Origin of the sequence: Mycobacteroides salmoniphilum (assembly GCF_004924335.1) — a bacterium.
Taxonomy (GTDB): domain Bacteria; phylum Actinomycetota; class Actinomycetes; order Mycobacteriales; family Mycobacteriaceae; genus Mycobacterium; species Mycobacterium salmoniphilum.
Genome location: NZ_CP024633.1, coordinates 159,475 through 185,905, shown reverse-complemented (window position 1 = coordinate 185,905; position 26,431 = coordinate 159,475). Strand labels below are relative to the sequence as shown.

21 protein-coding genes are annotated in these 26,431 nt (G+C 65.5%); 16 read left to right on the top strand and 5 right to left on the bottom strand.

Annotated features, from left to right (window positions below):
* From wzt to DSM43276_RS00860, 4 genes are read left to right on the top strand one after another with little or no spacing between them, the layout of a single operon-like run.
* Positions 1–789 (top strand): galactan export ABC transporter ATP-binding subunit Wzt/RfbE, encoded by a 789-nt coding sequence (wzt, locus tag DSM43276_RS00875; protein WP_109556177.1) that lies wholly within the window; start codon positions 1–3, stop codon positions 787–789.
* Positions 782–1,723: a galactofuranosyltransferase GlfT1 gene (gene glfT1, locus DSM43276_RS00870; protein WP_078330326.1), complete on the top strand. Its 942-nt coding sequence runs from the start codon at positions 782–784 to the stop codon at positions 1,721–1,723. The genes wzt and glfT1 overlap by 8 nt, the downstream gene beginning before the upstream one ends.
* Positions 1,720–2,553 (top strand): galactan export ABC transporter permease subunit Wzm/RfbD, encoded by an 834-nt coding sequence (wzm, locus tag DSM43276_RS00865; protein WP_078330325.1) that lies wholly within the window; start codon positions 1,720–1,722, stop codon positions 2,551–2,553. The genes glfT1 and wzm overlap by 4 nt, the downstream gene beginning before the upstream one ends.
* A 2-nt stretch (positions 2,554–2,555) precedes the next feature.
* Entirely contained in the window at positions 2,556–3,236 is a 681-nt protein-coding gene (locus DSM43276_RS00860) for a phosphatase PAP2 family protein (protein WP_078330324.1), read from the top strand.
* Here DSM43276_RS00860 and DSM43276_RS00855 read toward each other — a convergent pair.
* From DSM43276_RS00855 to DSM43276_RS00845, 3 genes are all read right to left on the bottom strand, one after another.
* Positions 3,190–4,683 carry a bifunctional phosphatase PAP2/diacylglycerol kinase family protein gene (locus tag DSM43276_RS00855; protein ID WP_078330384.1) on the bottom strand — a complete coding sequence of 498 codons (1,494 nt, stop codon included), beginning with the start codon at positions 4,681–4,683 and terminating at the stop codon, positions 3,190–3,192. The genes DSM43276_RS00860 and DSM43276_RS00855 overlap by 47 nt on opposite strands.
* Positions 4,684–4,740: 57 nt before the next feature.
* The gene (locus DSM43276_RS00850; RefSeq protein WP_078330383.1) at positions 4,741–5,322 is read right to left on the bottom strand and encodes a VldE C-terminal domain-containing protein; all 582 of its coding nucleotides are present in this window, start codon (positions 5,320–5,322) and stop codon (positions 4,741–4,743) included.
* A gap of 108 nt (positions 5,323–5,430) precedes the next feature.
* Complete coding sequence (locus DSM43276_RS00845) at positions 5,431–5,895, bottom strand: carboxymuconolactone decarboxylase family protein (protein ID WP_078330323.1); 465 nt, start codon at positions 5,893–5,895, stop codon at positions 5,431–5,433.
* 49 nt (positions 5,896–5,944) lie between these two features.
* On the opposite strand from DSM43276_RS00845, the gene pdxR reads away from it, so the two are divergent.
* The 8 genes from pdxR to DSM43276_RS23485 all read left to right on the top strand — a co-directional run bounded on the left by pdxR (position 5,945) and on the right by DSM43276_RS23485 (position 16,727).
* Positions 5,945–7,378: a MocR-like pyridoxine biosynthesis transcription factor PdxR gene (gene pdxR, locus DSM43276_RS00840; protein ID WP_078330322.1), complete on the top strand. Its 1,434-nt coding sequence runs from the start codon at positions 5,945–5,947 to the stop codon at positions 7,376–7,378.
* A gap of 75 nt (positions 7,379–7,453) precedes the next feature.
* On the top strand, positions 7,454–8,278 hold the full coding sequence (locus DSM43276_RS00835; RefSeq protein WP_109556175.1) for an alpha/beta fold hydrolase: 825 nt from the start codon (positions 7,454–7,456) through the stop codon (positions 8,276–8,278).
* 257 nt (positions 8,279–8,535) lie between these two features.
* Positions 8,536–8,949 carry a GtrA family protein gene (locus DSM43276_RS00830; protein WP_078330320.1) on the top strand — a complete coding sequence of 138 codons (414 nt, stop codon included), beginning with the start codon at positions 8,536–8,538 and terminating at the stop codon, positions 8,947–8,949.
* A 61-nt stretch (positions 8,950–9,010) separates the two neighbouring features.
* A complete protein-coding gene (locus tag DSM43276_RS00825; RefSeq protein ID WP_136628965.1) occupies positions 9,011–10,411 on the top strand; it encodes a decaprenylphosphoryl-beta-D-ribose oxidase in 1,401 nt (466 codons plus the stop codon).
* 18 nt (positions 10,412–10,429) lie between these two features.
* Complete coding sequence (locus DSM43276_RS00820; protein ID WP_078330301.1) at positions 10,430–11,209, top strand: decaprenylphospho-beta-D-erythro-pentofuranosid-2-ulose 2-reductase; 780 nt, start codon at positions 10,430–10,432, stop codon at positions 11,207–11,209.
* 10 nt (positions 11,210–11,219) lie between these two features.
* Positions 11,220–13,109 (top strand): galactan 5-O-arabinofuranosyltransferase, encoded by a 1,890-nt coding sequence (locus DSM43276_RS00815; RefSeq protein WP_078330300.1) that lies wholly within the window; start codon positions 11,220–11,222, stop codon positions 13,107–13,109.
* Between the two features lie 48 nt (positions 13,110–13,157).
* The gene (locus DSM43276_RS00810) at positions 13,158–16,385 is read left to right on the top strand and encodes an arabinosyltransferase domain-containing protein (protein WP_078330299.1); all 3,228 of its coding nucleotides are present in this window, start codon (positions 13,158–13,160) and stop codon (positions 16,383–16,385) included.
* A 174-nt stretch (positions 16,386–16,559) separates the two neighbouring features.
* Positions 16,560–16,727: a hypothetical protein gene (locus tag DSM43276_RS23485; RefSeq protein ID WP_099051453.1), complete on the top strand. Its 168-nt coding sequence runs from the start codon at positions 16,560–16,562 to the stop codon at positions 16,725–16,727.
* 12 nt (positions 16,728–16,739) lie between these two features.
* Here the strand turns inward: DSM43276_RS23485 and DSM43276_RS00805 are convergent, their stop codons facing one another.
* Entirely contained in the window at positions 16,740–17,906 is a 1,167-nt protein-coding gene (locus DSM43276_RS00805) for an ATP-binding protein (RefSeq protein ID WP_078330298.1), read from the bottom strand.
* Between the two features lie 191 nt (positions 17,907–18,097).
* On the opposite strand from DSM43276_RS00805, the gene DSM43276_RS00800 reads away from it, so the two are divergent.
* Together DSM43276_RS00800 and DSM43276_RS00795 are read left to right on the top strand one after the other, a co-directional pair.
* Positions 18,098–21,382: an arabinosyltransferase domain-containing protein gene (locus DSM43276_RS00800; RefSeq protein ID WP_078330319.1), complete on the top strand. Its 3,285-nt coding sequence runs from the start codon at positions 18,098–18,100 to the stop codon at positions 21,380–21,382.
* Positions 21,379–24,603 carry an arabinosyltransferase domain-containing protein gene (locus DSM43276_RS00795; RefSeq protein WP_078330297.1) on the top strand — a complete coding sequence of 1,075 codons (3,225 nt, stop codon included), beginning with the start codon at positions 21,379–21,381 and terminating at the stop codon, positions 24,601–24,603. The genes DSM43276_RS00800 and DSM43276_RS00795 overlap by 4 nt, the downstream gene beginning before the upstream one ends.
* A 9-nt stretch (positions 24,604–24,612) precedes the next feature.
* Here the strand turns inward: DSM43276_RS00795 and DSM43276_RS00790 are convergent, their stop codons facing one another.
* Entirely contained in the window at positions 24,613–24,864 is a 252-nt protein-coding gene (locus DSM43276_RS00790; protein ID WP_078330296.1) for a hypothetical protein, read from the bottom strand.
* Positions 24,865–24,961: 97 nt separating this feature from the next.
* On the opposite strand from DSM43276_RS00790, the gene DSM43276_RS00785 reads away from it, so the two are divergent.
* Both DSM43276_RS00785 and DSM43276_RS00780 read left to right on the top strand, forming a co-directional pair.
* Positions 24,962–25,936: a cation diffusion facilitator family transporter gene (locus DSM43276_RS00785; RefSeq protein ID WP_078330295.1), complete on the top strand. Its 975-nt coding sequence runs from the start codon at positions 24,962–24,964 to the stop codon at positions 25,934–25,936.
* Between the two features lie 39 nt (positions 25,937–25,975).
* Positions 25,976–26,389, top strand: a complete 414-nt coding sequence (locus DSM43276_RS00780; RefSeq protein ID WP_078330294.1) for a hypothetical protein — start codon at positions 25,976–25,978, stop codon at positions 26,387–26,389.
* The last annotated feature ends 42 nt before the right edge of the window (positions 26,390–26,431 follow it).

Below are 26,431 nucleotides of genomic sequence, written 5' to 3'. Positions count from 1 at the left end.
GTGGTCAGTATCCAGACCCATGAAGCGTGGGTGGAGTTCCCGATTTTCGACGCCAAGTCACGCTCTCTGAAGAAGGCTTTCCTCGGCAAGGCGGGCGGCGCGATTGGCCGCAACGAGTCGAATGTGGTGGTCATCGAGGCGCTGCGGGATATCACCTTGTCCCTCAAGGAGGGCGACCGGATCGGGCTTGTCGGCCACAACGGTGCGGGCAAATCGACTCTGCTGCGACTCCTTTCGGGAATCTACGAACCCACTCGGGGCAGCTCGTACATCCAGGGCAGGGTCGCGCCCGTGTTCGACCTGGGTGTGGGCATGGATCCGGAGATCTCCGGGTACGAGAACATCATCATCCGCGGCATGTTCCTGGGGCAGACCCGTAAGCAGATGCAGGCCAAGGTCGACGAGATAGCCGACTTCACCGAGTTGGGCGAGTACCTCTCCATGCCGCTGCGCACGTACTCCACCGGCATGCGCGTTCGCCTGGCCATGGGCGTCGTCACCAGCATCGACCCGGAGATTCTGCTGCTCGATGAGGGCATTGGTGCGGTCGATGCCGAGTTCATGAAGAAGGCGCGAATTCGGTTGCAGCAGTTGGTGGAACGCTCCGGCATGCTCGTCTTCGCTAGCCATTCCAACGAGTTCCTGGCCCGCCTGTGCAACACGGCGATGTGGATCGACCACGGCACGATCAAGATGAGCGGTGGTATCGAGGACGTGGTCCGCGCCTACGAAGGCAATGAGGCGGGCGATCACGTGGCCCAGATCCTCTCCGAAGACCGCCATGGATGACACGGTCGGCAGTGTCGTCGCCGTCGTCGTCACCTACCGGCGCACGGTCGAGCTGGCCGAATCGCTGAAGATCGTCACCTCGCAAACAGCGTTACCCGCGCACGTGGTGGTGGTGGACAACGACAACGACCCCGCCGTCAAGGCCCTGGTGGACGGTCAACCCATCGCCACCACATACCTGGGCTCACGCCGAAACCTTGGCGGTGCAGGAGGATTCGCGCTAGGCATACTGCACGCCCTCACCCTCGGCGCCGACTGGGTATGGCTTGCCGACGACGACGGTCGCCCCGGTGGCACCGATGTGCTGCAGACGCTACTGGCCTGCGCCCGTAAACATCGCCTCGCCGAGGTGTCGCCGATGGTGTGCGATATCGACGATCCCGGCCGGCTGGCGTTTCCGCTGCGGCGCGGGCTGGTGTGGCGGCGACGGGTGGAGGAGCTGCGCACCGATGCCGGCCAAGATCTGTTGCCCGGCATCGCCTCGCTGTTCAACGGCGCACTCTTTCGCGCCGAAACCCTGGAGGCCGTGGGCGTTCCGGACCTGCGGCTGTTCGTGCGCGGCGATGAGGTGGACGTGCACCGGCGCCTGGTGCGGTCGGGCCTGCCGTTCGGGACCTGCCTGGATGCCACGTATCTGCACCCCAACGGTGCGGCCGAGTTCAAACCGATTCTGGGCGGGCGCATGCACACCCAGTACCCGGATGATGCCACCAAGCGGTACTTCACCTACCGCAACCGCGGCTACCTGATGTCCCAGCCGGGCATGCGCAAGCTGCTCCCTCAGGAATGGGTGCGCTTCGGCTGGTACTTCCTGATCACCCGACGCGACCCTGCCGGCCTACGTGATTGGATTGCCTTGCGGCGCTTGGGTCGCCGCGAACAGTTCGGCAGACCGGGCAATCCGACTCCTTCGGTACAGGGGACTGAGAAATGACGAACGAACTGCTGGAATTATCTTCGGACTCCCGGACCTTCAAGCGCGCGTGGCGTGATCTGTCCGACGGCTTCGAGCATCGGCAGCTGTGGCTACAGCTGGGCTGGCAGGACATCAAGCAGCGCTACCGGCGATCGGTGCTGGGCCCGTTCTGGATCACCATTGCCACCGGATCGACGGCCCTGGCGATGGGCATCTTGTATGCGCAGCTGTTCAAGCTCCCTTTGGCTGAACATTTGCCTTATGTGACCATCGGTTTGATCGTCTGGAATCTGTTCAACGCCGCGATCCTGGAGGGCGCGGACGTCTTCGTCGCGAACGAGGGCCTGATCAAGCAGTTGCCGACACCGCTGAGCGTGCACGTCTACCGGCTGGTGTGGCGGCAGCTATTGCTGTTCGCGCACAACATCATCATCTTCCTGGTGGTCGTCGCCGTGTATACGCCGCACTGGCACATCACCGACCTGAGTTTCATCCCCGCGCTGGTGTTGATCACGTTGAATTGTGTTTGGGTCTCACTGGTTTTCGGCGTGCTGGCCACCCGTTATCGGGATATCTCGCCGCTGCTGGGCAGCCTGGTGCAGCTGCTGTTCTTCATGACGCCGATCATCTGGAACGAGAACATGCTGACCGAGAAGGTCGGCAAGCTGGCCACGGTGGTGCAGCTCAACCCGTTCGTGCATTTTCTGGCCATCATCCGCGATCCACTGCTCGGGCTTGATCAGCAGGTCCACCACTGGATCATCGCGGGTGCCATCACCGTCGTCGGTTGGACGGTGGCAATCCTGGTGATGCGCCAGTACCGCGCGCGCGTGCCGTACTGGGTGTAGTCATGTCACAGATAAGCGGCCCGGAGCGCCGATGGCTGCTGGTGTCCGCCGGCGCTGCCTTCATCGCGTTCGCATTGCTCTGGCTGGGCTATGCCCAGCAGTGGAATTGGTTGTCTCGGCTGGACGTCGCGGCGCTGGCCCCCGCGCATGACTACGGAATCGCGCACCCTGGGTGGGTCACCGCCTGGGACGTATTCGCCACCGTCGTGGGCCCGGGTGCATTCCGCATCGCAGTGGCTGTCGTCATCGTTGTGCTGTTGGTGCGGCGCCAGCGGCATGCGGCGGTGTTCCTGCTGATCACCGTGGAGCTGAGCGCGCTGGTGACCGAGCTGGCCAAACTGTTGGCGGGCCGCCCGCGCCCGGCGACCAAGTTGGTCGACGCGTACGGATCCTCATTCCCCTCCGGGCACGCGCTTGGCGTCATGGTCTGTGCGCTGGCATTGCTCACGGTGTTCCTACCGAAAGCGATTGCCGCGCTGCGCCCCTGGCTCGCGACGCTCGGCGGTGTGCTGATTCTGACGATCGGTGTCAGCAGAGTTCTGCTCAACGTCCACAACCCCTCGGACGTGCTGGCGGGGTGGGCATTGGGCTACGCGTACTTCGTCGCCTGCCTGCTCGTGTTGCCGCCGTGGCCCCTCAGGGCAGCGGACGCAGCACAGCCAGCGCCCGATAACGAACCGTGAAGCGGGCCTCCGCGAGCTTGTCGCCGGCCTCACCGTCGCGTGCGAGCACAGTCGGGCCGTCCACTGCGGTAAAGGAAAACTCGGGTACCTGCAGCTCGTGGTAGAGCGGGCTGCGCTGAAGGCGCCCGAGCGCCAGCGCCGTCAGAATCCGTAGGCTGCTGAACTTGCGGCCGGTCTCCAAGATGCGCACATCGATGAGTCCATCATCCAGGCGGGGTCGCAGCGACGGGGCGAAACCCGATGGCAGATAAGCAGAATTACCCAGGAAGAACAGCGATGTCTGGACGGTCTTGTTGTCGAACCGAATACGCACCGGGTGCTCGCGGCGCAGCATGCGCAGCATCGCGTAGACACTCGCCAGCGGCTTGCCGATCCGGTGCTCGATCTTCTCGCGGATCTGTACGAACTTCGGGTACGCGCCGATGCTCGCGGTGTTGATCACCACCTGGCTCTCGTTCAGGTAGACCAGGTCGACACGGCTGGCGCTGCCCCGGCGGATGGCATCGACAGTCTTGGCCACGCTTTCGCAGCCGATGTCCTTGGCGAAGTGGTTGAAGGTGCCGCCGGGAAAAACGGCGAGCGGCGTATCGGTCTCGGCCGCAACGCCTGCGGCACACGCCACCGTGCCGTCGCCACCGCCCACGGCAAGCACCTCGGCCCGGCGTGCCGCGCTGCGCATCACCTCGATGACATCATCGCCCTTATTCAGTTCGACGATCTCCGTACGGGGCAAGGCCTTGCGCACCTGGTCCAGAATCCGCTGACCGGTACCGTCACCGGAGGCCGGGTTGACCACCAACACCACACCCTCGCCCTCGGGGCGCGCGGCGGTGTCCACCCGCAGCGGGTCCGCCCCGGGCAACGCCGTCTGCGTGATCGGCGGCACCACGCGGGCGCCCAAGACCGCTATCCCGGCACCAATCCCGAACCCCGCGAACACATCGCCGGGATAATGGACGCCGGTGGCCACCCGGGACAGGCCGACCAGACCGGCCAGCAGCGAGAGCCCTAGGCCCAGCGGCGGGCTCTCGAGACCGACGCCCACCGCGAAGGCCGCCGCGCTCGCCGAGTGACCCGAGGGCAGCGATGACGACGTGGGCAGGCGCTTGCTGCGCCGCACCAGCGGCACCGACAGGTGGTTCGGCCGCGCACGCCGCCGCACGCGTTTGGCCACTTGGTTGGTGAGCGCACTCGTCACTGCCAGTGTCAGCAGGCCACGCGTGGCGCCGCGCTGCACGGCCGGCTTGCCGAACATCGCCAACCCGGCGCCGATCCCGATCCAGAGCTTGGAATGGTCCGCGGCGCGCGTGAGTCGCGGCATGACGGTGTCCAGCAGCGGGCTCGGCGACTCCGCGATCGCTTCGAATACTTCTCGGTCGAGCGTGCCGAGACCATCACCAATCTGTCGCAGACCACGCAGAGAACGTCGAGACGCTAGGAAACCCATGGAACTCAACATATCCGCGCCCGGACCGTGGGCGCTGCGGATCGCCGCCGACCGAGATCAGCAGCTGATCGCGGGCGGTTTGGCTCCGGCCCGGAACGACACGTGCACGTGGTCCATGTGATTGGCGGTCGGGCTGCCGCGGTTCTCCATCATGGACCAGCCGTTGCCGTCGTTGTACCGCTGCTGCCAGATCACGTACGTCACACCGAGCCGCTCACGGTTGGCGAGCACAAAGCTCGCAAGCGCGCTGCCGGTCGCGGTGGAGCCCGTCATGAAGTCCAACGCCAGACCGCGACCGTGATCCCCGCCGCCGCCACGCCCGCTGGCACCGCCGATGTCACCGATACCGAACATCGTCTTCAAGAAGTTTCCCGCCTGCGCCACCGCCGGCTGTGCGCCCGCCAACACGGTCGAACACGGCTTGATGGCTCTGGCTCTGGCCTCCAGGGCCAGCGCCTCCGCCGAGACATAGCGCCGGTCCCGCTGGGCACGCGGCAGGTCAGCGATGAGCACGATCGCACGTTGTTCGGGCTTGATCGACAGCTGAACATCCGGCCTCTGAACTTCGCTCACGACCCCCATCACGGCGGCACCGGCAACGAGTGAGAGAGCGAGGCCCGCGACGCGAGAGAGCGGCATCGCGGGCCTCTTCTCACCGTCTTTCGCACGCCATCTCGCCGAGATCACCCGGTCAGATTACGAAACGATCACGCTTCTGTCACGCCGACGGCAAAGAATGTGGCAAATCTAGCCGCGCTTCGGAGGTGCGTTGCGGGTAGTGACAGCGATGCGATTCCAGGCGTTGATCGTCAGGATCATCCCGATGATCTGCCCGAGCTCGCGTTCGGTGAAGATCTCCGCCGCCCGCGCATAGGTGGCATCAGACACGTGCTCACCAGCGGAAAGGACGGTCGCCTCCTCGGTCAGCGCCAGCGCGGCCTTCTCGCGTTCGGTGTAGATATCGCCGGCCTCGGCCCAGGCGTTCAGCAGGTAGATGCGCTGCTCGGTCTCACCCTGCTTGCGGGCATCATGGGTGTGCATATCGAGACAGAACGCACAGTGATTGAGCTGGGATGCGCGGATCTTGATCAGCTCGGCGAGGCCGGGTTCGACGTCCTTGGCCGAGGCGATACTCAGCGCCATCATGGCCTCGTAAACCTCGGGCGAGACCTTCTCCATACGGATTCTTGGGGCATTCAGGGTGCTTGTCATGCCTTAACGGTAGAAGCAGAAAGACCCATTCTCATGGTTCAATTCAGGCGTGAGTTCATGGGCCAATTCGGGAATATCGGAGCCCCGCCCTCTCAGCCATGATCTACATCTCGACTTGCGTCACGCCATCACCCCCGGTGCCCGCGGCGTACGGGATGTATTGATCACCGCGCTCCGTGAGGCCGTACGATCCGGCCGGCTGACGGTGGGGGCAATGCTGCCGCCCTCGCGCACCCTGGCCATCGACCTCGGGCTGGCGCGGAACACCGTCGCCGAGGCCTACGCGGAGCTCGTTGCCGAAGGATGGCTCGAATCGCGGCAGGGCTCGGGAACCCGGGTGCTCAATCGTGGCCAGAACCAGCTGCCGCCGCGATCACGCGGAGCGGGCTCTCCACCACCGCACAACCTCATGCCCGGCTCCGGGGACGTCACCGCCTTCCCGCGCACAGACTGGGTCACCTCCGTCCGCCGGGCGCTGAGCAACGCCCCGCACGAGGCCCTGCGTGCGGGGGACCCGCGCGGCCGTCCCGAATTACGCTCTGCCGTAGCCGAATACGTGGGCCGGGTGCGGGGCGTGCGAACCTCACCCGATTCGGTCGTCATCTGCGCGGGCACCCGCCATGCCGTGGAGATCCTCACCCGCATGTATGGGCTGGCCCGGCCGATCGCCCTGGAAGCTTATGGGCTCTTCATCTTTCGCGACTGCATCGAAGCGACAGGGGGCTCCAGCACCCCGATCGGATTCGACGAGGAGGGCGCCGTGGTCAGCGACCTTGACACCCTCGACGTGCGCGCCGCCATGATCACCCCCGCCCACCACTTCCCGCACGGGTTGCCGCTGCACCCGGCACGGCGCACCGCGGTGGTGGATTGGGCACGCCGCACCGACTCCTACGTCCTGGAAGACGATTACGACGGGGAGTTCCGGTACGACCGTCAGCCCGTCGGCGCGTTACAAAGCCTCGACCCCGATCACGTCGTATATCTCGGTTCGGCGAGTAAGAGCCTGGCCCCCGTACTACGCCTGGGATGGATGGTGCTGCCGCCGGACCTGGTGGATGCCGTCGTGGCGGCTGCCGGCGGCGGGCAGTGGTACGTCGACGCGATCTCGCAGCTGACCATGGCGGACTTCATCGCCAATGGCCACTACGACCGGCATATCCGGCGGATGCGCGGTCGGTACCGGCGCCGGCGCGACCTCCTCGTCGAGCGACTCTCCGACTACAACGTCGGAGTCCGGGGGCTGTCCGCCGGACTGCACCTGCTGCTGACGCTGCCCGACGGCGCGGAACCGGACGTGCTGTATCGAGCCGGTGAGGCGGGCGTGGCCCTGGCCGGGCTATCGCGGCTGCGACATCCCCAGGCCGGTCCGCACATCCCCGATCCGGACGGAGTCGTGGTCAGCTTCGGCACCCCAGCCGATCACGGTTTCGCGCCGGCCGTCGACGCACTGTGCGGTGTGCTGGCATCCGCCGGCCTCTAGAGCAGCTTCCCCGGGTGGCACCGTCTGGCAGTGCCGTGTCTCGTCATGGCAGCAGGTCAGCGCAATGGTCAAAGCATGCCTACTTTCGAGTCTTCCGCCGGCCCCATCCACTACCGCGATAACGGGGACGGCCCTCCCCTCGTCTTCGTGCACGGGCTGTTCGTCACCGGCACCATGTGGCGCAAGGTCATCGAACCGCTGAGTCAACGGTTCCGATGCATCGCCCCGGACCTGCCCCTCGGCGCGCACCAGACGCCGATGAATTCGAGCGCCGACAACAGCCCGCGTGGTGTGGCCGGGTTGATTCGCGAACTCATCGAGAGCCTGGACCTCACGGACGTCACCGTGGTCGCGACCGACACCGGCGGGGCCATCACCCAACTGCTGCTCGTTGGCGGCAGCGAGCGGATCGGCCGTGTGGTGTTGACGCCCTGCGACTCGTTCGACAACTTCCTGCCGAAGTCGATTCGCGTCTTCCAGTATTGGGCGCGCATCCCCGGCACCGATTTCATCCTGCGTCCGTTCAAACTGAAGATCGCACAACGCGCGCTCGGGAACACCCTTGCCAAGCACTCCATCCCCGAGGACATACTCGCCGAGTGGGTCCGTCCCTTGCTACAGCAGAAGGGCGTGCGTCGCGATGTACGCGCCTTCCTCAGCCGGATCGACCACCGCGACACGCTGGCCGCCGCCGAGACACTGCGCACCTTCGACAAACCGGTGCTGCTGCTCTGGCCGCGCAAGCTGCCATTCTTCCCGTTCGCGCATGCGCAACGGTGGGTGCAGCTACTGCCTAACGCCAGGCTTGTGGAGGTCCCCGACAGCTACACCTTTGTCAGCGAGGATCAGCCCGAGCTCATGGTGAAAGAGATCGAGGCGTTCGTCCCGCAACGAGTCTGAGCGGTTACTCGTCCTCTTTGGCGTGGTCGGCGACTCCAGGGTTGGGATCGCGCGACAGGTCGATCAGCGGATCAATGCCCTCGCCCTCGGCCCGTTCGTGCCTTCCGTGCTCTGGAGTCGTCATGGTTGCCCCTCACGCGTCGATGTTCCAGCAATCCAGTTGCCGAGTCTGCCGCGACCCTACCTGCGCGCGGAAAGTCGCGCGCAGGGTCCGGTGATTGGCACCATGGGACGACACCTGACATAGGCTCTGGCCCGTGTCAGATGCCCCAGCAGAGCAGGCGCCGCTGTCGCTGACCACTCAAGCGACCCGTTTCGTCCTCACCGGCGGGCTCTCGGCGATCGTCGACTTCGGGCTGTATGTGCTGCTGCTGCACTTCGGCCTCCAGGTCAATGTCGCCAAGTCCATCAGCTTTGTCGCGGGAACCACCACCGCCTACCTGATCAACCGGCGCTGGACCTTCCAAGCCGAGCCCAGCCGGGCCCGGTTCATCGCGGTGATGGCGCTCTATGGCCTGACCTACGCCGTCCAGGTCGGCATCAACTACCTGTTCTACATGCAGCTCGAGGACAAGACCTGGCGTGTTCCGGTGGCCTTTGTCATCGCTCAGGGCACCGCGACTGTCATCAACTTCATCGTGCAGCGCGCCGTGATTTTCCGGCTGCGCTAAGCCGTCCCCCGGTCGCTTCGCTCCTACCCTCCGATCGGCTCAAGTACGCTTTTTCACTGATATGTCTACAGACCTTCCCCTGACCCCGCGCGCACTGACCGGGTTCGGTCGCACCGCACCCACCGTGGCTCACGTGCTCTCCACACCCGATGTCGATCTGATCGCCGAGGCCGTGCGCCGGGTCGCCGACGCGAGCGCGACCAGCCCCTCGCATTTACGCCGCGGCATCGTCGCCCGCGGCCTGGGCCGCTCCTACGGCGATCACGCGTGCAACGGCGGCGGGATCGTCGTCGACATGACTCCGCTCAACAAGGTGCACTCGATCAGTGCCGAGACCGCCGTCGCCGACGTCGACGCCGGTGTGAGCCTGGATCAGCTGATGAAGGCCGCACTCCCCTTCGGCCTGTGGGTGCCGGTGCTGCCCGGCACTCGCCAGGTCACCGTGGGCGGTGCCATTGGCTCGGATATCCACGGCAAGAACCATCACAGCGCCGGCAGCTTCGGAAACCACGTGCTATCCCTGGACCTGCTGATGGCTGATGGCCAGGTGCACACGATCGCCCCCGACGGACCGGACAGCGCGCTGTTCTGGGCCACCGTCGGCGGCAACGGGTTGACGGGCATCGTCGTACGCGCCCGCATCGCCATGACGCGCACCGAAACGGCGTACTTCATCGCCGACGGTGTCGCCACCCGGGACCTGGACGAGACCATCGCGGTGCACCAGGACGGCAGCGAGGACAAGTACACCTACTCGAGTGCCTGGTTCGACCTGATCAACCTGCCACCCAAGCTCGGCCGCGCGGCCGTCAGCCGCGGAAGCCTTGCGAGACTGGATCAGTTGCCCGCGAAGCTGGCCAAGGACCCGCTCAAATTCACGGCGCCGCAACTACCCGGCTTTCCCGACCTCTTCCCGGTCAACTTCATGATCAAGCCGTCGCTCATGGCGATCGGCGAGGGGTTCTACCGGATGAGCGGTAACTACCAGGGCAAGATCGTCAATCTGACGCAGTTCTATCACATGCTCGACATCACGACCGGATGGCAATATGCCTATGGCCCAGCAGGTTTCGCGCAGCATCAGTTCCTCGTACCGCCCGATGCGCTCGAGGAGTTCAAGGGCATCATCCGGTGGATCCAGACTCGGGGCCAGTACTCGGCGCTCAACGTGTTCAAGCTCTTCGGACCGGGCAACAAAGCGCCGCTGAGCTTTCCGATGAAGGGCTGGAACGTCGCCATGGACTTCCCCAACAAGCCCGGTGTCAACGAGTTCCTCAATGAGCTCGACACCCGCGCCATGGAGTTCGGCGGCCGGGTCTACACCGCCAAGGATTCACGGGTAAACGCGGAGAAATTCCACAAGATGTACCCGCGCGTCGACGAGTGGATCGCCACCCGACGCAAGGCCGACCCCCACGGCGTGTTCGCCTCCGACATGGCCCGCCGCCTCGAGCTGCTCTAGAAAGGCTTCAGCCACACAATGATTGACGCAACGGGTAACCCCCAGACCATCCTGCTGCTCGGCGGTACCTCGGAGATCGGCCTGGCCATCGTCGAGCGCTACCTGAAGAATGCCAAGGCGCGCGTCATCCTGGCCGACCTGCCCAACGCACCCAAACGCGAGGCGGCCATCGCGCAGATCGAGGCCGCCGGAGCCAAGTCCGTCGAGTACCTGGACTTCGATGCCATCGACACCACGAGCCACCCTGCCCTCATCGAATCCGCTTGGGCACAGAGCGATGTGGATGTCGCCATTGTCGCCTTCGGCGTCCTCGGCGACGCCGAAGAGCTCTGGCAGAACCAGGCCAAGGCGGTGCTGAGCGCACAGGTCAACTACACCGCCGCTGTCTCCGTCGGCGTACTGATCGGCCAGAAGATGAAGGCACAGGGTTTCGGTCAGGTCATCGCGATGTCCTCGGTTGCCGGTGAGCGAGTCCGCCGCTCGAATTTTGTCTACGGCTCGACGAAGGCCGGCCTCGACGGGTTCTACCTCGGTCTTGGAGAAGCGCTGCGCGAGTTCGGCGTCCACGTACTGGTGGTACGCCCGGGCCAAGTACGCACCACCACGACGATCGAACACTGGAAGGCCACCGGCGCCAAGGAGGCTCCGTTCACGGTCGACAAAGAGGAGATCGCCGAGCAGGTGGTGACGTCAGCCGCCGCGGGCAAGGAGCTGATCTGGGCGCCCGGCCAATGGCGCTTTGTGATGTCGGTGCTGCGCCACGTGCCGCGCCCCATTTTCCGCAAGTTGCCCGTGTAATCACGTCGAGATGACAGCCCCGATGACCGTGACGGCACGCCAGCATGTGCTGGACACCGCCAAAGACCTGACGCTCGCAGTGGTCACGGCCGCCGCGGTCAGTGCCGTCGCGCTCGTCGCGATCGCACGGGTCCAGTGGCCTGCCTTCGGATCGTCCAACCAGCTGCACGCCCTGACCACAGTCGGACAGTTCGGCGCCATCGCCGGGTTGGTACTGGCCGGGGTTCTCTGGCGCAGGGGACGCCGGGCCGTCGCGAACGTGCTTTCACTGCTGTTCTTGTCGACGTTCACCGTGGTGACCCTGGGGATGCCCCTGGGCGCCACCAAGCTGTACCTGTTCGGGGTCTCGGTGGATCAGCAGTTCCGCACCGAGTACGTCACGCGGTTCACCGACTCGCCCGCGCTGCACGATATGACCTATCCGGACATGCCGCCGTTCTATCCGGCCGGCTGGTTCTGGATCGGCGGGCGCCTCGCTGCACTCACCGGAACCGCCGGCTGGGAAATGTACAAGCCGTGGGCCATTACCTCCCTGGCCATCGCGGTATGCGCGGCATTTGTCTTGTGGAACAAGATGATCCGCTTCGAGTACGCGCTCGTGGTGAGTGCGGCCACTACTGCGACGACACTCGCGTACACGTCCGCCGAGCCGTACGGCGCCATCATCACGGTGCTGCTGGCTCCGGCACTGGTGCTCGGCTACAGCGGATTACGGGCCACTGGCCGCACCGGCTGGGCCGCAGTGGTGGGCTTTGGCGTCTTTCTGGGTTTCGCCGCGCTCTTCTACACACTGCTCTTTGGCTTTGCGGCACTGACCATCACCGTCGCGGCCGCGGTAGTGGCCATCGGCCGATGGCAACTGCACGGCTGGCGGTCGATGTGGGAGCCGACGCTGCGTTGGCTGACCATCATCGCCATCGCCATCGCCATCGCGCTCGTCTTCTGGGGACCGTACTTGGTTGCCACACTGAGCCGTTCACTGGAGAAGGCGGCATCGGCGCAGCACTACCTGCCCAACGACGGTGCCCAACTGTCCTTCCCGATGCTGCAGCCCACCATGCTCGGCGGGCTGTGCCTGCTCGGAACGATCTGGCTTGTGGTGCGGGCCCAGAGCTCGGCGCGCGCCGGCGCGCTGGCGATCGGCGTGGTCTCCGTCTATCTCTGGTCGCTGCTGTCCATGCTCGCCACGCTCGCCAAGACCACCCTGCTCTCGTTCCGGCTCGTACCCACCCTCACCGTGTTGCTCGTCGCCGCGGGTGTCTTCGCCTTCCTCGAGGTGGCCGCCTGGGCAGCGCAGCGCAGCAAGGCCGCGACGATCGTGGCCACCGTGATCGGCCTGGCCGGCGCACTGGCATTCAGCCAGGACATCCCCAACGTGCTCCGCAACGACATCGTCATCGCATACGCCGATACCGACGGCACCGGCCAGCGCGCCGACCGCCGGCCACCCGGCCCGGAGAGTCACTACGGTGCCATCGACAAGGCCATCACCGAGATCACCGGTAAGCCGCGTGATGAGACCGTGGTGCTCACCGCCGACTACAGCTTCCTGGCGTTCTACCCCTACTACGGCTTCCAGGGACTCACCCCGCACTACGCGAACCCCCTGGCGCAGTTCGACAAGCGTGCGGCCGCGATCAAGAGCTGGGAAGACCTGCACACCGCCGACGAAATGATCCGTGCGCTCGACGCACTCCCCTGGCGGGCCCCCACCGTGCTTCTCATGCGTCAGTCCGGTGACAACTACTCCCTGCGGCTCGCCAAGGATGTCTACCCCAACCAGCCGAATGTGAAGCGGTACACCGTCACGCTGAACAAGCAGCTGTTCGCTGATCCGCGGTTCACCGTACGAACCATTGGGCCCTTCGTCCTGGTTGTGCGGGTCCCCCCGCGCACTTAGCGCTCTTCGCGCAAGCCGCTCATCGCACGCCAACTAACATCTTCCTCCGTGACGGTTCAGGGCAACGCGACGGAGAAGGTCGCCGGCAACGGTGACGGCGACTACCGCAGGGCCCGGCTGATCGCGATCGTCACCGGTTTCCTGGGGGCGCTGCTGGCCATCGCCACTCCGCTGCTGCCCGTGCGCCAGGACACCGCGACGCTGAACTGGCCCCAGAACGGCACCCTCGCGAGCGTCGATGCGCCCCTCATCGGATACGTGCCCACCGACCTCACCATCACGGTGCCCTGTGCGGCAGCCAGGGGCCTCGACGGCCACAACAGCGTGCTGCTGTCCACCGTGCCCAAGCAGGCGCCCAACGCGGTGGACCGCGGCATGCTGATCCAGCGCATCGGCGGCGACCTCGTGGTGATCGTGCGCAATGTACCGGTGGTCTCCGCTCCCATCTCCGAGGTCATCGGCCCCGACTGTCAGCGACTCGAAGTCATCGGGCATGCGGACAAGGTGACCGGGAAGTTCGTCGGCCTCACCCAAGGGCCCAAGGATGCCAAGCCAGGACAACCGCGCGCCGGGGAACGCGGCGGTTACGACTTCCGGCCGCAGATCGTCGGCGTGTTCACCGACCTGTCCGGGCCCGCCCCCGAGGGTCTGAATCTCTCGGCCACCATCGACACCCGCTACAGCAGCTCCCCCACCGTCATCAAGTTCATCGCGATGATCCTGGGTGTCCTCCTGACCGGCGTCTCGCTGATCGCCCTCCATACTCTCGACGCCGCCGACGGGCGCAGACACAAGCGCTTCATGCCCGCGGGCTGGTGGAAGCCACGACCGCTCGACGCGCTGGTCGGCGCGGTGTTGGTGTGGTGGCATTTCGTCGGCGCCAACACCTCTGATGACGGCTACATCCTCACCATGGCCCGCGTCGCGGAGCGCTCGGGCTACATGGCCAACTACTACCGCTGGTTCGGCACACCCGAATCGCCATTCGGCTGGTACTACGACCTGCTGACCATCTGGGCGCATGTCAGCACCGCCAGCGTCTGGATGCGACTGCCCACGCTGGTCATGGGTGTGCTGTGTTGGGCGGTCATCAGCCGCGAGGTGATCCCGCGGCTGGGCCATGCCGCGCGCACCAATCCGGTGGTGCCGTGGACGGCGGCCGCGATGTTCCTGGCGTTCTGGTTACCGTTCAACAACGGCTTGCGTCCCGAGCCGATCATCGCCGTGGGCATCCTGTTGACGTGGTGCTCGGTCGAGCGATCCATCGCCACCAACAGGCTGCTTCCGGCGGCGGCCGCGTGCATCATCGGCGCGCTGACCTTGTTCTCCGGACCGACGGGTATCGCCTCCGTCGGTGCGCTGTTGGTCGCGATCGGGCCACTGCGCACCATCGTGAGCAAGCGTGCCAAACGATTCGGCTACGCCGCGCTCCTCGCGCCGATTCTGGCGGCCGGGCTGGTCACGCTGATCGTCATCTTCCGAGATCAAACCCTCATCGGGGAGATCCAGGCCAACGCACTCAAGTCGGCCGTCGGACCGTCGCTGAACTGGTTCGACGAGCATGTCCGGTACGAACGGTTGTTCCTGCCCACCACCGACGGCGCCATCTCCCGCCGTTTCCCGGTGCTGGCCCTGGTCACCGCGCTCGGCGTGGCCGTGGCAATGACCTTGCGCAAGAACAAGATTCCCGGCACCGCGAGCGGCCCGAGCCGTCGGATCATCGGCATCACCCTGATCTCGTTCGTCGCGATCATGTTCACCCCCACCAAGTGGACCCACCACTTCGGGGTGTTCGCCGGCCTGGCTGGATCACTGGGCGCGCTGGCCGCCGTGGCGGTGACCGCGGCGGCGATGCGCTCCCCGCGTAACCGCACGCTGTATGCCGCCATCGTGCTGTTCGTCCTCTCGCTCTCGTTCTCCAGCGTGAACGGCTGGTGGTACGTCTCCAACTTTGGCGTGCCGTGGTCAAATTCTTTCCCCCAGTGGCATTTCGGCATCAGCACCGTCTTCTTCGGACTGTGTGTGCTCGCCATCTTGACGGCGGCGTGGATGCACTTCACGGGCCGCGACCACCCCGGCCGCACCCCGGTGCATCCGGTGCTGGCTCGCGTGGCCGAATCTCCGCTGGCAGTCGGCACCTGGATTGTCGTGATCTGGTCGGTGTTCTCGCTGACCGCCGGCATGGTCAATCAGTACCCCGCGTGGTCGGTCGGACGTTCCAATCTCGACGCGCTGCGCGGACACGGCTGCGGGCTCGCCAACGACGTCCTGGTCGAGGAAAGCCCGAATACCGGGATGCTGCAGCCCATCGACGCCCCCGTCGGGCAGGCGCTGGCGGCCGATACCGACATCTTGTTCGGTCCCAATGGGATTCCCTCGGATGTGTCCGCCGATGAGGAGAACAACCCGCAGAGCTCCGACAGCTTTGTGGAGCGCGATAAGAGCGGCAACGCGGCCGGTAGTCAGGAAGGCACCGAGGGGGGCACCACGGTGGCCCCCGGCGTCAACGGATCGCTGGCTCGGCTGCCCTTCGACCTCAGGCCCGAGACCACGCCCGTCATGGGCAGCTATCAGATCGGCAGCCAACGTGCCGCCCGGCTGCAGTCGGCGTGGTACCGCCTGCCACCCAAGGACGCCACCAAGCCGCTGATCGTGCTCGCGGCGGCGGGCCGCTTCGACCCGGTCGAACTGCAGGTGCAGTTCGCCCGGGAAGACGGAAAGGTCATGGGCGCCATCTCGTTTGCTGACCTCGGCCCGGCTCCGGCATGGCGGAACCTGCGGATGTCCCGCGATGCCATCCCGACGGAGGCCACCCGTATCCGGCTCCTTGCCATCGATGACGATCTGGCGCCGCAGCACTGGATAGCGGTGACGCCGCCCCGGGTTCCATCGCTGCGCACACTGCAGGACGTGGTGGGCTCCGATCCGGTGTTCCTGGATTGGCTGGTGGGGCTTGCCTTCCCCTGCCAGCGGCCATTCGACCACAAGAACGGGGTCATCGAGATCCCGAAGTGGCGCATTCTTCCCGACCGCTTTGGCGCGGAAGCGAACTCGCCGGTGATGGACTACCTCGGTGGCGGCCCGCTGGGCATCACCGAACTGCTGTCGAAGGCCACCCCGGTTCCGACGTATCTGCAGAACGACTGGTTCCGCGACTGGGGTGCGTTGCAACGGTTTACGCCGTACTACAAGAACGCCACCGTGGCACAGCTGCAGCTCGGGACCGCTGTGCACAGCGGATTCTGGACGCCCGGACCGCTGCGTAAGAGCCGGTAGAACCCAACATCCGGCACTTGGCCGATTTTCGATAGAAACTGGCAACTTATCGGAAGCCAGTAGCAGGTCCGCCGACTTCAATGGGGTTGTCTCCACAGAGATCCCAGAGGGGCGGAAGCAGATTGGACCCTGGCCCGCCCCTCTGGACTACCAACCCAGAGGAAGGTCCCTGCGATGTTACGGCAGTTCGTCATGGCCGCATGTTTGACGGCGTCCCTGGTCACGGCCATTCCGGCCGCGGCCACACCCGATAACGAGCCCTGCCCCTATCACCCGGTCAAGATCGATCCCAAGTGCGAGCGCTCCGGAGTGGTCCGGGAGAAGTCCCCGCACAACGACTAGCTCACCGAGAATTCAGTCCTCCTGTGCGCGAACAAATTCCGCAAATCCGGGAATAGTGAACTCCAGGAGCCCGTGGCCCGCGACGCCGATAAGGCCCTTGTCGATGAGGCCGGCACGGGCGGCGCTGATCGCTCGCGAATCCCGGCCCATCACGGCTGCGATATCGGACCGGCTCGCCCACCGATCATCGGTCAGCGACTGCGCCATCGCTGACATGAATTGCCGTTGCACCGGGGTGGCGTTGTTCCAGCGCGCGCGAAAGAGCGAGTCCATGTCCTCGGCGACCTGACGGGCGGCGTGCTCGACATCGGACATCCTGATCCGGCCCCCGGGATCTGGATAGCCGGCTCGCGCCCAGGCGGCATCGGCGTATAGCTGCAGGGTGTGCGGATACCCGCTGGTCTGTGCGATCACGGCGTCAAGGGCGTCCTGCGCCCACTCGACCCCGACCGCGCCGGCAGGCTTGACGAGTGCCACTCGGGACGCGTCGGGACCGAGCCGATGCAGCGTGCGATAGGCGAATCGCTCACTGAATGTGGCTGCGGCACTGATAATCTCCGGCGTTTGCGGCAGGCCTGCCGCGAACACTCCGGCGGGCAGGGTGTCGGCCTCGGCCTGTAGGTCCTGCCACGTCACCGCCAAGGTACGCAGCCCCGCCCGGTCGGCGTCCTGCACCTCGTCGATCAGCAGCACCAGGCCGCGGTGTCCCTCGTCACGCGCCGCCGTGGCGGTCTCGATGATCAGTTCCTTGAACGATGACTCTGACAGAGCGGCTTGGGTGCCCTGCGACGGTTTGACGGTCGCGCCCACTTGAGCCACGCCCGGCACCCCCGCGGTGATACTCACCTGATCGACGGCGCGCAGCAGGCGACCGCGTGACTTCTTCTTCCACGCCGTGACACGGGCGCGGATAGCGGTCGCGATCGCCGCCGCGAGCGGCTCGTCTCCTCCCGCGGTGACCCACACCGTCACCACGCCACGGGCCTCCGCCTCGCGCTGCACCTCACGCAATAGTGAGGTCTTTCCGACTCCACGCGGGCCGGTGTCGACACGGATGCGCCCGATCAGCCGGCCGAGCTCGGCCATGTACATCAGCCTCTCGCCGATCTCGGCAAGCTGTTCTGCGCGGCCGACCACCTCGCGCGCCACCTGGCCTGGTGTGTACGGGCTCGGCTGCATCGATGTCCTACCTGATACTCGTTGATACTGAGTGGAGTTGTATCAATAAGTATCAGGTAGGACCGACATCGCGGATACTTTTTGATACTTCAATCTAGGTATCTACTGGTATCCGGAAAAGAGGTCTCAATCCGGCCACCCGAGCGCGCTGCATGGAGGTGCCCGAAGCTTCGTCACATACCATCGCCCTCGTGCCTTCGCCGCTTCCACAGTCCGCGACAGCAGGTACAGCCCAGCGGGCACGTCTGATTTCACTGGCTGCGGCCACCATCGGTGTGCTGTTGTGCGTGCTTGTTCCCCTGCTGCCGGTCCGCCAGTCCACCGTCGACATCAGCTGGCCCCAGGGAGCCACGGCCGACGGGAACATCACCAGCATCACGGCGCCGTTGGTCTCGGGCGCACCACTGTCCTTCGACGCACACATTCCGTGCACTGCCATCGCGAGCCTGCCCGCCAGCGGCGGCGTGGTGTTGTCCACCAGCCCCGACGGCGGATTCGAGGCCAGCCGGCACGCGTTGTTCGTCCGCGCCACCTCCGATCTGGTGGTGGTCGCCTTCCGCGATAACGTCGCGACGGTCGCCCCGCGCAAGGCGGTGGAATCCGGCGGCTGCACCTCATTGGACATCTGGGCCAACGCCGGCGGCGTCGGCGCCAACTTCGCCGGGCTCCCCAACGCCAACGGGACCCTGGCCATCGAGAACAAGCCCCAGGTGACCGGCCTGTTCACGGACCTCAAGGTGCCCGCGGCCGGCGGCCCGACGGCCCACGTAGTGGTCGATACCCGGTTCATCACCAGCCCAACCACATTGAAGCTGGCGGCAATGGTGCTCGGCCTGGTCGCGGTGGCGATCGCCATCGGCGCACTGGCAGTCCTGGACCGCGGCGGACATAAGCGCGCCCGGCCCCGCTTCCGCCTACCGGCTCGCGCGGCCCTGCTGACCAATGGTGTCGCCGACATCGGAGTCGTTGGCACACTTCTCCTTTGGCACGTCATCGGCGCCATCACCTCCGATGACGGCAATGTCCTGGTCGAGGCGCGGGTAGCCCATCAGGCCGGATACGTCACCGAGTACTACCGCTACTTCGGCGCCACCGCCTCGCCATTTGATTGGTACGCAACCCTTTTGAGCTGGATCACACAGGTAAGTACGGTCGGCGTCTGGATGCGGGTGCCGGCCACCCTGGCGGGCATCGGCACCTGGTACATCCTGCGTAAGAAGATGCTGCCGCGGCTCGGTGAGCAGCTCGCCGCGAGCCGCACCGCGGTGTGGACGGCCGCACTCGTCTTTCTGGCCGCCTGGCTGCCCTTCAACAACGGCCTGCGACCCGAGCCGATCATCGTGTTCGGCACCGTGGCCACCTGGATCCTGGTGGAGCGCTCCATCGCAACCCGGCGCCTGTCCCCCGCCGCACTGGCGATCGTCGCCGCGCTGCTCACCGCCACCGTCGCCCCCCAAGGGCTGATCGCGCTGGGACCACTACTCGCCGGTGGGCGCGCGATCGCCCGCGTCGTCTCCGTGCGGCGTCTGCGGTACGGGCGGTTCACCCCTGTCGCGGTCTTAGCGGCCTCAGTCGCCGGAGTGTTCGCTTTCACCTTCCGGGACCAGACCCTGTCCACCGTCGCCGAATCCGCCCGCATCAAGTACGTGGTGGGCCCGACGATCGCCTGGTATCAGGAGTTTCTGCGCTACTACTTCCTGACGGTCGAATCCAATGTCGACGGCTCGTTGACGCGCCGCATCGCGGTGTTCATCCTGCTGCTCTGTCTCTTCGGCACACTCGCGGTGCTGCTGCGCCGCGGAGTTCTTCCGGGCCTGGCCAGCGGACCGGTGTGGCGGCTCCTCGGCAGCACCGCGATCGGACTGCTGCTACTCACCTTCACCCCCACCAAGTGGGCCATCCAGTTCGGCGTCTTCGCCGGACTTGCCGGTGCACTCGGTGCGGTCGCCGCCTTCACATTCGCACGCGTTGGGCTGCATTCGCGACGCAACCTGGCGCTGTACGTGACCGCGCTGCTGTTCATCTTGGCGTGGGCGACCTCGGGCATCAACGGCTGGTTCTACGTGGGCAATTACGGCGTGCCGTGGTTCGACAAGCAACCGGTCATCGCGGGACAACCGGTCACCACCATGTTCCTGGCGCTCTCGATCATCACCGCGCTGCTGGCCGGTTGGCTGCACTTCCGTCTGGACTACGCCGGGCACACCGAGGTCGAGAACACCCGCCGTAACCGGCTCCTCGCCTCCACCCCGCTGCTGATCGTGGCGGCCATCATGGTGATTCTCGAGGTCTCCTCGATGGCCAAGGGGGTCTACGCGCGTAGCGATACCTACACCACCGGTAAGGCCAATCTGTTGACCCTGAGCGGCAACCCTTGCGCGATGGCCAACGATATCCTTGTTGAGCCCGACGCCAATGACGGCCTGCTGCAACCTGCCCCGGGGCAACAGGCTGGCAAGTACGGGCCGCTCGGCGGCACCGATCCCGTCGGCTTCATCCCCGATGGCGTGGAGACCGGCATGACCTCATTGCCCGTCATCGGCAAGCCAGGCCTGGTCAACTCAGATGCCTCACCCAACGCACCGATCATGGAGGTCAGCGACGCGGCCGGGACCACCGGTGGTGTCGGCCCCACCGGAATCAATGGCTCCAGCGCGCTGCTGCCCTTCGGACTGGACCCCGCCCGCACTCCGGTGATGGGTAGCTACGGAGAGAATTCGATTGCGGCACATCTCAAGTCGTCGTGGTACGAGCTTCCCCCGCCCAGCCCGGATCGACCACTGGTCGTGATGTCGGCAGCAGGAGCAATCTGGTCGCACCAGCAGGACGGCACCTTCAATCCCGAGATCAACTATGGCCAACAGCTGAAGTTGGAATGGGGCACTCGTGGCAGCGACGGCGCCGTGAAGGCACTTCGCCAAGACGAGCCGATTGACATTGGGCCACAAAGAGTCTGGCGCAACCTGAGGTTCCCCACAAAGACCGCTCCGCCGGGAGCCAACGTGGTGCGGATCGTCGCCGATGACCCGAATCTGTCCAGTGACCAGTGGCTGGCGTTCACCCCACCCCGGGTGCCCACACTCAAGACCGCACAGGATCTGTTGGGCTCCGATACCCCGGTGCTGCTGGACATGGCTGTGGCGCAAAACTTCCCGTGCCAGCGGCCGTTCAGTGAACACCTAGGAGTGGCCGAGCTGCCCAAGTTCCGAGTCATGCCCGAGCATAAGCAGGTCGCCACCTCGTCGAACATGTGGATGTCTGCCGAGGACGGCGGCCCCTTCATGTTCACCACCGCCCTGCTGCGGACCTCCTCGGTTCCCACCTATCTGCGTAACGACTGGTTCCGCGACTGGGGCTCCATCGAGAAGTACGAGCCCGTCATCGCTCCGAATCTGGCACCCAACGCACAACTCACCGAGGGCACCGTCGTGGTGAACGGCTGGACCCGTAAAGGACCGATTCGAGCCCTGCCATGACACAGAATTCCGTGACAGACACGTCCCCTGAGGCCCGCAAGCTGAACATCGCACGATGGACGGCAACCGTTTTCGGTCTACTCGGGTTCGTGTTGAGCGTCTCTATCCCCTTATTGCCGGTCAAGGTATCCACCGCGACCCTCGACTGGCCGCAGCAGGGTCAACTCACCAACGTCACCGCGCCACTGATCACCCAGACACCCATGGACATGACGGTGATGGTGCCGTGCACGGTGATCAACTCGGTACCCGCAGCGGGTGCGGTGATCCTGGGCACCGCACCGCCCGAGGGCAAAGAGGCGGCGCTCCAGGGCCTGTTCGTCAGGGCCACCAAGGAACGCGTCGACATCACCGACCGGAATGTGGTCATCGCCAGCGTTCCGCGCGCCAAGATGGCCTCTCCCGACTGCCGACAGATCGTCATCACCTCGTCGGACAAGGGCACCTTCGCGACGTTCGAAGGTCTTCGCGGTGATGGGGCCGAGAAATCCGGCAAAGACCTCACCAGCGGCTTCCCCGATCCCAACCTGCGGCCCCAGATCGTCGGGGTCTTCACCCAGCTCAGCGGTCCGGCACCGGCAGGACTGAGCCTGACCGCCCATATTGATACCCGGTTCTCCTCCAGCCCGACACTTCTCAAACTCGCCGCGATGGTGGGCGCGGTGATCTCCACCATCATCGCGCTGTTGGCACTGTGGCGGATCGACCAGACCGACGGCCATCGCATGCAACGGGTCATCCCCACCCGTTGGCGCCGTTTCGATTTCACCGACACCGTCATCATGAGCAGCCTGGTGCTCTGGTACGTGATCGGTGCGGGATCCTCGGACGACGGCTATCAGATGGGCATGGCGCGTACCGCCGAGCACGCCGGGTACATGGCCAACTACTTCCGCTGGTTCGGCAGCCCCGAGGACCCCTTTGGCTGGTACTACAACCTGCTGGCCATCATGACCAAGGTCAGCGATATCAGCCTGTGGATCCGGCTACCCGACCTGGTCGCCTCACTGGTCTGCTGGCTGCTGATCAGCCGGGAAGTGCTGCCCCGCTTGGGGCCCGCCGTTGCCCGCAGCAAGCCTGCCGCCTGGGCGGCCGGCTTCGTACTGCTGGCATCGTGGTTCCCGTTCAACAACGGCCTGCGCCCCGAGGGACAGATCGCCGTCGGATCGCTGATCACCTGGGTGCTCATCGAGCGCGCCATCACCTCCCGGCGGCTGACCCCGGCCGCGCTGGCGATCATCACCGCCGCTTTCACCCTCGGAATCCAGCCGACGGGACTGATCGCCGTCGCCGCGCTACTGGCCGGCGGTCGGCCGATTCTGCGGATCATCGTGACAAAGCATCGTCAGGTGGGCACCTGGCCGTTGGTGGCGCCCATGCTGGCAGCCGGAACCGTCATCCTGCCCGTGGTGTTCTCGGACCAAACCCTGGCAACGGTCATCGAGGCCACCCGAATTCGCACGGCGATCGGTCCGTCACAGGCGTGGTACACCGACAACCTGCGCTACTACTACATGTTCCTGCCGACGGTCGATGGCTCGGTATCGCGGCGTTTCGGATTCCTGCTGATCGCCGCGTGCCTGTTCATCGCGATGTTTATCCTGTTGCGCCGCAAACGGGTTCCCGGCGTGGCGCGCGGACCGGCCTGGCGCGTGCTGGGTGTCGTCTTCGGCACCATCTTCTTCCTGATGTTCGCGCCGACGAAGTGGGTGCACCACTTCGGACTCTTCGCCGCCCTGGGCGCTGCCGTGGCCGCGCTGGCCACGGTGCTGGTATCGCCGCAGGTGCTGCGCTGGAGCCGTAACCGGATGGCCGTCGTGGCGACGGTGCTCTTCGTGCTGGCCCTGAGCTGGGCCAGTGCCGCCGGATGGTGGTACGTCTCGAGTTTCGGCGTTCCGTTCAACAGCAGCATGCCCAAGATCGCCGGAATCAGCGTCAGCACAATATTTTTCGCGCTGTTCGCAGTTGCCGTGGCCTATGCGGCATGGTTGCACTTCTCGCCAAGACATGAAGATAACCGCATCACCAGGTCCATCACCTCCGCCCCGGTGGCCTGGGCCGCCGGGTTCATGGTGTTGACCTCCATCTGTCAGTTGGCGATCGGTGTCGTTCGGCAGTATCCGTCGTATTCCAACGGCTGGGCCAACATCCGTGAACTCGCGGGCGGCTGCGGGCTGGCTGATGACGTCCTCGTAGAGTCCGACGCGAATGCCGGGTTCCTATCTGCCGTGGAAAGGCCGGGTACACCCGCTGGCCCGCTGGGTCCGCTCGGTGGCGCCGATCCCTCCGGCTTCAGCGCCGATGGGGTGCCGGACAAGATCGTCGCCGAATCCATCCGGATGAGCGACTCGCGGCCGGGAACCGACTACGACTGGGACTCCAAGGACCGCACCACGACTCCGGGCACCAATGGCTCCTCGGTACGCCTGCCCTACGGGTTGGATCCGGTACGGGTGCCGATCGTCGGCTCCTACCGAGTTGGCCCGCAACAGCAGGCGAAGGTGACGTCCGACTGGTATCAGCTGCCGGCCCGCGACACTGCCCATCCTCTGGTCGTGGTCACCGCCGCCGGAACGATCGCAGCCACGAACGTCAAGGGCGAAATGTCCGGGCAGACACTGCAATTGGAGTACGGTACGGCCGCCCCGGACGGCTCATTCACACCAGCCGGACGCCTGACACCCTACGATCTGGGCCCCGCACCCTCGTGGCGTAACCTGCGCTTCGCCCGTTCGGATATCCCCGACACCGCAACCGCCGTACGCATCGTGGCGGTTGACGGCTCGCTGACTCCAGGCGATTGGCTGGCCTTCGCCCCACCGCGGGTGCCGGAGCTGAAGTCGTTGCAGGAGTATGTGGGTAGCACGAGACCGGTACTCCTGGACTGGACCGTCGGCCTGGTCTTCCCCTGCCAACAGCCGATGCTGCACCAGTACGGGATCACCGAGGTTCCCGAGTTCCGCATCACTCCGGACTACGACCAGAAACGCAAGGACACCGACACCTGGCAGGACGGGGAGAACGGCGGCCTACTGGGGATCACCGATCTGCTCCTGCGGGCACACGTGATGCCGACCTACCTCTCGAAGGACTGGGGTAGGGACTGGGGTTCGCTGCGCAAGTTCGACACCATCGTCGACGCCCAGCCGGCACAGATCGAGTACGGCTCCGCGGTGCACAGCGGACTGTGGAAGCCGAACAAGATCCGGATCAAGCCGTAGCGCGACGTATCAATGGTGGCCGCGGCGGCGATTGCCGTGGCCACCACCGCCGCCGAACAGGCCGCCCATGATGCCGCGGTAATCCTGCGGTGGCGGCGCAGGCGGATAGGGCTGCGATGCGGGCGCCTGGTCGATATGCGCCGACGGGCCAAAGCGGGCGGCGCCGTCCACGAACTGCTGCAGGCTGTCCTGCTCCACCAGCACGGCCGCACATCCCGTGCATTGGAACGTGCGCACTCCAAACCATTTCGTCGACAGCATCTGCGACTCACACTGGGGACACGTCAAGGGCTGAACGTTTGTCATGACAAATGCTAGCATGCATATGTTTGCATGAGTTATACGAGAAGGAGTGGGCATGGCTACGGACGCACACGAGCACGGATCCGGACACACGCACAGCCACGGCGTAAGCGCCGACGCCGATCGCAAATGGCTGACCATCGCGCTGGTCCTCATCGGCGGGTTCATGGCCATCGAGGTGGTCATCGGTTTCATCGCCCAATCCCTGGCGCTGATCTCCGATGCCGGGCACATGCTGACCGACGCGGCCTCGATCGTACTGGCGCTCATCGCGATTCGGCTCGCCTCCCGCCCCGCCCGCGGCAGCTACACGTACGGGCTCAAGCGTGCCGAGATTCTGTCGGCACAGGCCAATGGTGTCACTCTGTTCTTACTCGCCGCCTTCTTCATTTACGAGGGCATTCGACGCCTGATCACTCCCCCCGAGGTGTCGGGGCTCCTCGTGTTTGTCACCGCGCTCGCGGGAATCGCCGTCAACGTGGCGGCCACCTGGTGCATCAGCAAGGCCAACCGATCCAGCCTGAATGTCGAGGGGGCCTTCCAACACATCCTCAACGACCTGTACGCCTTCATCGCCACCGCTGTCGCCGGTGCCGTCGTCTGGCTGACCGGCTTCACCCGAGCCGACGCCATCGCCGCGCTCGTCGTCGCCGCGTTGATGCTCAAGGCCGGCTGGGGCCTGGTGCGCGAATCGGGTCGCATCTTCCTGGAAGCGGCGCCGGCCAATCTGGATCCCAATGCCATCGGGGCCCAGCTCGCGGCCATGCCCTCTGTCGCCGAGGTGCACGACCTCCACATCTGGCAGATCACCTCCGGTCAGCCCGCGCTGTCGGCGCACATTTTGGTGGCCCCGGATGCGGACTGTCACGGAATACGGCGCGAGATCGAGGGGTTGCTCCATACGCAGTACGACATCGACCACACGACATTGCAGGTCGATCACGAGGACAGCGAAGCGTCTACTCATTGCCTCGACCCTCATGGAGAGTCGTACCGCGCGGAGGAAAGCACCTTGCCGGGCAAGGGTTAGGTATCTACTATCGGTTGTAGTAGACCGACGGAGGTCGCGATGACAGAACTCACCACTCGCGCCGACAGGTTCCTGCGGGCAGCCACCATCGCCTTCATCGCGGGTTGGGCGCTGGACGTCATCGATCACCTGCGGCGCGGCGTCGCCGCAGCGCCGCTGACTCTGACCTACCTCTCCGCCACCCACGCCATTCTCATCGCGATTGCGGTGACGATGATCCTGCGCCACCGTAAGCATGCGCCGGAAGCCACCGTGATCGTCGGCACCGCCAGCGTTTTGGGGCTCGGATACGTGCACCTCATGCCGACGTACTGGCCGGCGGTACAGGACAGCTTCATCTCCGGCCCACGCATCGATGTCACCTGGTTCTCCTGGGTCACGGTGCTGATCTCGATCGCTGCCGCCATGGTGTGGGCGCACGCGGGCAGCCGCGCCCTCGTTCTGCGCGACTGACTCTTTCCGCACGAAGGCCCCGACGCGCGACGCGTGCCGGGG

Excerpts from the sequence above, each read along its gene's own strand:
- glfT1 (WP_078330326.1), top strand. The coding sequence starts at position 782 with ATGGATGACACGGTCGGCAGTGTCGTCGCCGTCGTCGTCACCTACCGG.
- wzm (WP_078330325.1), top strand. The coding sequence starts at position 1,720 with ATGACGAACGAACTGCTGGAATTATCTTCGGACTCCCGGACCTTCAAG.
- DSM43276_RS00860 (WP_078330324.1), top strand. The coding sequence starts at position 2,556 with ATGTCACAGATAAGCGGCCCGGAGCGCCGATGGCTGCTGGTGTCCGCC.
- DSM43276_RS00855 (WP_078330384.1), bottom strand. The coding sequence starts at position 4,683 with ATGGGTTTCCTAGCGTCTCGACGTTCTCTGCGTGGTCTGCGACAGATT.
- DSM43276_RS00850 (WP_078330383.1), bottom strand. The coding sequence starts at position 5,322 with ATGCCGCTCTCTCGCGTCGCGGGCCTCGCTCTCTCACTCGTTGCCGGT.
- DSM43276_RS00845 (WP_078330323.1), bottom strand. The coding sequence starts at position 5,895 with ATGACAAGCACCCTGAATGCCCCAAGAATCCGTATGGAGAAGGTCTCG.
- DSM43276_RS00835 (WP_109556175.1), top strand. The coding sequence starts at position 7,454 with ATGCCTACTTTCGAGTCTTCCGCCGGCCCCATCCACTACCGCGATAAC.
- DSM43276_RS00825 (WP_136628965.1), top strand. The coding sequence starts at position 9,011 with ATGTCTACAGACCTTCCCCTGACCCCGCGCGCACTGACCGGGTTCGGT.
- DSM43276_RS00820 (WP_078330301.1), top strand. The coding sequence starts at position 10,430 with ATGATTGACGCAACGGGTAACCCCCAGACCATCCTGCTGCTCGGCGGT.
- DSM43276_RS00815 (WP_078330300.1), top strand. The coding sequence starts at position 11,220 with ATGACAGCCCCGATGACCGTGACGGCACGCCAGCATGTGCTGGACACC.
- DSM43276_RS23485 (WP_099051453.1), top strand. The coding sequence starts at position 16,560 with ATGTTACGGCAGTTCGTCATGGCCGCATGTTTGACGGCGTCCCTGGTC.
- DSM43276_RS00805 (WP_078330298.1), bottom strand. The coding sequence starts at position 17,906 with ATGCAGCCGAGCCCGTACACACCAGGCCAGGTGGCGCGCGAGGTGGTC.
- DSM43276_RS00795 (WP_078330297.1), top strand. The coding sequence starts at position 21,379 with ATGACACAGAATTCCGTGACAGACACGTCCCCTGAGGCCCGCAAGCTG.
- DSM43276_RS00790 (WP_078330296.1), bottom strand. The coding sequence starts at position 24,864 with ATGCTGTCGACGAAATGGTTTGGAGTGCGCACGTTCCAATGCACGGGA.
- DSM43276_RS00785 (WP_078330295.1), top strand. The coding sequence starts at position 24,962 with ATGGCTACGGACGCACACGAGCACGGATCCGGACACACGCACAGCCAC.
- DSM43276_RS00780 (WP_078330294.1), top strand. The coding sequence starts at position 25,976 with ATGACAGAACTCACCACTCGCGCCGACAGGTTCCTGCGGGCAGCCACC.